This is a genomic window from Actinomycetota bacterium, assembly GCA_036280995.1.
Taxonomy (GTDB): Bacteria; Actinomycetota; CALGFH01; order CALGFH01; family CALGFH01; genus CALGFH01.
In genome coordinates, this window is sequence record DASUPQ010000288.1 from 1 (window position 1) to 3863 (window position 3863).

5 protein-coding genes are annotated in these 3863 nt (G+C 71.7%); 2 read left to right on the forward strand and 3 right to left on the reverse strand.

From position 1 onward, the window contains the following. Positions 1-178: 178 nt before the first annotated feature. A complete protein-coding gene (locus VF468_09710; GenBank protein HEX5878584.1) occupies positions 179-637 on the reverse strand; it encodes a DUF1801 domain-containing protein in 459 nt (152 codons plus the stop codon). A 40-nt stretch (positions 638-677) separates the two neighbouring features. Beyond that, the gene (locus tag VF468_09715) at positions 678-1319 is read right to left on the reverse strand and encodes a TetR/AcrR family transcriptional regulator (GenBank protein ID HEX5878585.1); all 642 of its coding nucleotides are present in this window, start codon (positions 1317-1319) and stop codon (positions 678-680) included. A 96-nt stretch (positions 1320-1415) separates the two neighbouring features. Here VF468_09715 and VF468_09720 point away from each other — a divergent pair, with 96 nt between their 5' ends. After that, on the forward strand, positions 1416-2813 hold the full coding sequence (locus tag VF468_09720; protein HEX5878586.1) for an MFS transporter: 1398 nt from the start codon (positions 1416-1418) through the stop codon (positions 2811-2813). A 107-nt stretch (positions 2814-2920) separates the two neighbouring features. Further along, positions 2921-3661, forward strand: coding sequence for a class I SAM-dependent methyltransferase (locus VF468_09725; protein HEX5878587.1), 741 nt, complete (start codon positions 2921-2923; stop codon positions 3659-3661). 65 nt (positions 3662-3726) lie between these two features. Here VF468_09725 and VF468_09730 read toward each other — a convergent pair whose 3' ends face one another. Next, on the reverse strand, positions 3727-3855 hold the full coding sequence (locus tag VF468_09730) for a LuxR C-terminal-related transcriptional regulator (protein HEX5878588.1): 129 nt from the start codon (positions 3853-3855) through the stop codon (positions 3727-3729). Positions 3856-3863 lie beyond the last annotated feature (8 nt).

Sequence of the window (3863 nt, forward strand, 5' to 3'; positions counted from 1 at the left end):
CGATCGTCAAGGCCACCGCGCCTGGCAACTGAACGGGGTTGCTCATGCCACGACGCTACGAGGCGCCACGGCCGCGGCGGATCGGGCGTCGGGATCTCCCGCCCTGGCCGACGTCGCTGATCGGCGCGACGCCGCTGACGAACGTATCGGTCGCCCGTGACTGAGGCCTGCGCTGTCCTCAGCTCACCGCTTTCTTCACGAGCGCGCCGATCCTTGCCTCGTCGGCGGCGGTCAACTCCGTCAGCGCGAAGGAGGTCGGCCACATGTTGCCTTCATCGAGGTTCGCCGTGGCGTTGAAGCCGATCGTCGCGTACCTCTCCTTGAACTTCGACGCGGGTGTGAAGTAGCAGACGACCTTGCCGTCCTTGGCATAGGCGGGCATCCCGTACCAGGTTCTCGGCGAGAGGGCTGGGGCGCTGGCTTTGATGATGGCATGGAGCCGCTCGGCCATGGCGCGATCCGGTTCCGGCAGCTCGGCGATCTTGGCGAGCACGGCGCGTTCCCCGTCCGCCTTGCTTGCGGCCGCCTTGAGCTCTTTGGCGCGCTCCTTCATCGCGCCTCGTTCCTCGTCCGAGAACCCCTCGAACTTCTTGTCGGCCGCGGTGGTGCTCTTGGCGGACTTCCGCGTGTCGCTCATGGCAGGTTTCCTCCCCTGCGGGTCCTGATGGGGACGACCCTCATGCTAGCGAGCCGCCGCGGCGGCGGCTTCTCGAAAACTGATCGATGACCTGGGGCTCGCCGGGGTTCGCGTAGGCGGCGAGGATTGTGGCGACGATCAAGTGCGGGGCGTCTGCCGGATCGAGGCGGCCGCTGCTGGTGTCGGCCGCCGCTCCCTTGAGGAGGTGGTGGAGCACGCTGACCAGCCAGGACGCCGGCAGGTCGACACGGAAGACGCCTTCGGACTGGCCGCGCCGGACGAGCTCCTCGACCCGCTGCGCCGGCTTGGCGTGAAGCTCCCGGATCCGGCCCGGCGGCAGCACCGCCTGGGCGGCCTCGAGCACGGCGCTGGCGTCGGCGATCAGTCGCCAGCTCGACTCGACGAGAGTGCGCAGCGCCTGGCCCGGGTCGCCGGAGAGGTCGAGTCCCGCCAGCACCGCCTCGCCCTGCTCGAGCAGCCGGGCCAGCGTCGCCTCGATGAGGGCCTCGCGTGAGGGGAAGTGCCCGTAGACGGTGACCCGGCCCACCCCGGCCGCCTGGGCGATCTCGCCCACGCTGGCCGTCGTGGACCGGCTCAGACAGGCCGCGGCGGCGTCGAGGATCTTGACCATGTTGTGCTCGGCGTCGGCCCGGCGAGCGGTCCTGGCTCCAGCGCGTTGCATGCCATCGGCTCCCGAATAAGTTGAACACGGCTGTACGGGTATGATACACCGGTAACTCGAACACCGATGTTCAACTTCGTACCTTGGGAGTATTCGATGACTCGCCCCTCCACCACCTCGACCGTGCTGGCGCCGCACCCCTACCCCCGCCGCTGGAGGATCCTCGGGCTCCTCGGCATCGCGCAGCTGATGCTGATCCTGGACGTCACCGTGGTCGCCGTCGCCCTGCCGAACATCAGCGCCGACCTGGGACTGGGGCGGCAGCAGCTCACCTGGGTCGTCAGCGGCTACACCCTCGCCTTCGGCGGCCTGCTGCTGCTCGGCGGCCGGGCCGCGGACCTGTTCGGCGCCCGCCGCCTCGTGGTCGCCGGCCTCGGGCTGTTCGCGGGCGCCTCCCTGGTGGCGGGGCTGGCCCCGACCGGCGGGGCCCTGCTGGCCGGCCGGGTCCTGCAGGGCGCGGCGGCCGCCTTGCTGTCGCCGAGCGCGCTCTCGCTGGTGGTGCAGCTCTTCGACGGCGCCGAGCGGGAGCGGGCGCTGGGCGTCTGGTCGGCCCTGGGGGGCGGTGGCGCCGCCCTGGGGCTGCTGCTGGGCGGACTGCTCACGGCCGGCCCTGGCTGGCCCTGGGTGTTCTTCGTCAACGTGCCCGTCGGCCTCCTGCTCGCGCTCAGCCTGCACCGGGCACTGCCCCGCGACGCCGTCGGCGAGGCGCCGGGTCGCCTCGACCTGCTCGGGGCCGCCCTGGTGACGGCCGCCACCGGGACCCTGATCTACGCGCTCGTCCAGGCCGGCGACCGCGGCTGGGCCAGCGCCGCCACCGGCGTGCTGGCGGTGATGGCCGCCGGCCTCTACTGGGCGTTCGTGGTCCGGGTGCGCCACGCGGCCCATCCGCTGATGAATCTGGACCTGCTCGTCCGGCGTTCCGTCGCCGTCGGGACGTTGCTGGTGCTCGTGGCCACCGCGTTGATGATCACGGTGTTCTTCCTGGGCTCCTTCTACCTGCAGAGCTACCGGGGCTACGACGCGTTGCGGACCGGGCTGCTGTTCCTCCCCGTCGCCCTGGCCACCATGGCCGGCTCGGCGACCGCGGGCCGGGTCCTGGCCCGGCTTGGGCCCCGGCTCCTGGGGGCGGCGGGACTGCTCGTCGGCGGAGCCGGCATGTGGGTCGCGGCGACCGCCGACGGGCCCACCGCCATGGTGGCGGGGATCGGTGTCGCCGCCGCCGGGACCGGCGCGGTGTTCGTGGTCGCCTCGGCCACCGCGCTCGGCCAGATCGGTCCGTCCGAGGCGGGACTGGCCTCGGGGATCGTGAGCACCTTCCACGAGTTCGGCGCCTCGCTGGGAGCGGCCGTCGTCTCCAGCATCGCGGCCACCAGCCTGGCCGGAACCAGCCTGGCCGGGTTCTCCCGCGCGTTCGCCACCGCGGCGGCCGTCGCCGCCGTGACCGCGCTGGTGACGCTGGCCGTCGCACCCGGCCGCCAGGCAGCAGGGGGCTGAGGCCGTCACGATCCTCCGGCGAGGATGGCGCGCCCGAGGTCAATTCCCTTCAAGACGGTCTCGCGATCCCGTCCTAGCCTGGGCCCAGGACACAGAAAGGACCACGGATGAAGGGCTTCGATCCCAGTACCAGCTTCGAAGACGCGACATCCCGGAACTACGACGCGGTGAGCATGCGCGGGGACGAGGACGAGACGGTCGCCTTCCTCGCCGGGTTGGCCGGCGACCGGGACGCCCTCGAGCTCGCGGTCGGCACCGGACGCGTCGCCCTGCCGCTGCGGGCGGCCGGCGTGCGCGTCGACGGCATCGAGCTGTCCCAGGACATGGTCGACCGGATGCGCGAGAAGCCGGGCGGCGACCAGGTCGAGGTGACCATGGGCGACATGTCCCGGGTCAGCACCGGGCGCAGCTACGGGCTGGTCTACCTGGTGTTCAACACCATCGGGAACCTGCTCACCCAGGACGACCAGGTCCGCTGCTTCGAGAACGCCGCCCGTCACCTGACCGGCGACGGCGTGTTCGTGGTGGAGTGCCGGGTGCCGACCGCGCCGGCGTGGCCGGGCCACCAGTTCATCGACGTCGAGGAGCTCGAGCTCGACCACGTCCAGCTGGGTGTCAGCCGCTATGACCCGATCACCCAGATCCTCGATGTGAACCACGTCCGCCTTGGCGCCGGCGGCCCGGGCTTCAGCCCGATCAGGCTGCGCCTGGCCTACCCGCCCGAGTTCGACCTCATGGCCCGCATCGCCGGCCTGCGGCTGCGCGACCGCTGGGGAGGGTGGAGGGGCGAGCCCTACACCGCCGCCAGCTGGCGCCACATCAGCGTCTACCAGCGAGCCGAGGCCTGAGCGACGCCAGGAAAGGCCCGGGGGCGATACATCACCCGGAAGTGGGAACTGCGGTTGGACCCCGGCTAGGGCAGGAGCCCCAGCTCCCGGGCCCGGGCCACGGCCTGGGTGCGGTTGGCCACTTCGAGCTTGCTGAACAGGTGGCTGAGGTGGCGCTTGACGGTGTCCAGGGTGATCACCAGGTCCTCGGCGATCGCCCGGT

What these genes read in the sequence shown, in the direction of transcription:
- VF468_09710 (HEX5878584.1), bottom strand. Translation starts at nt 637, where the DNA reads ATGAGCGACACGCGGAAGTCCGCCAAGAGCACCACCGCGGCCGACAAG.
- VF468_09715 (HEX5878585.1), bottom strand. Translation starts at nt 1,319, where the DNA reads ATGCAACGCGCTGGAGCCAGGACCGCTCGCCGGGCCGACGCCGAGCAC.
- VF468_09720 (HEX5878586.1), top strand. Translation starts at nt 1,416, where the DNA reads ATGACTCGCCCCTCCACCACCTCGACCGTGCTGGCGCCGCACCCCTAC.
- VF468_09725 (HEX5878587.1), top strand. Translation starts at nt 2,921, where the DNA reads ATGAAGGGCTTCGATCCCAGTACCAGCTTCGAAGACGCGACATCCCGG.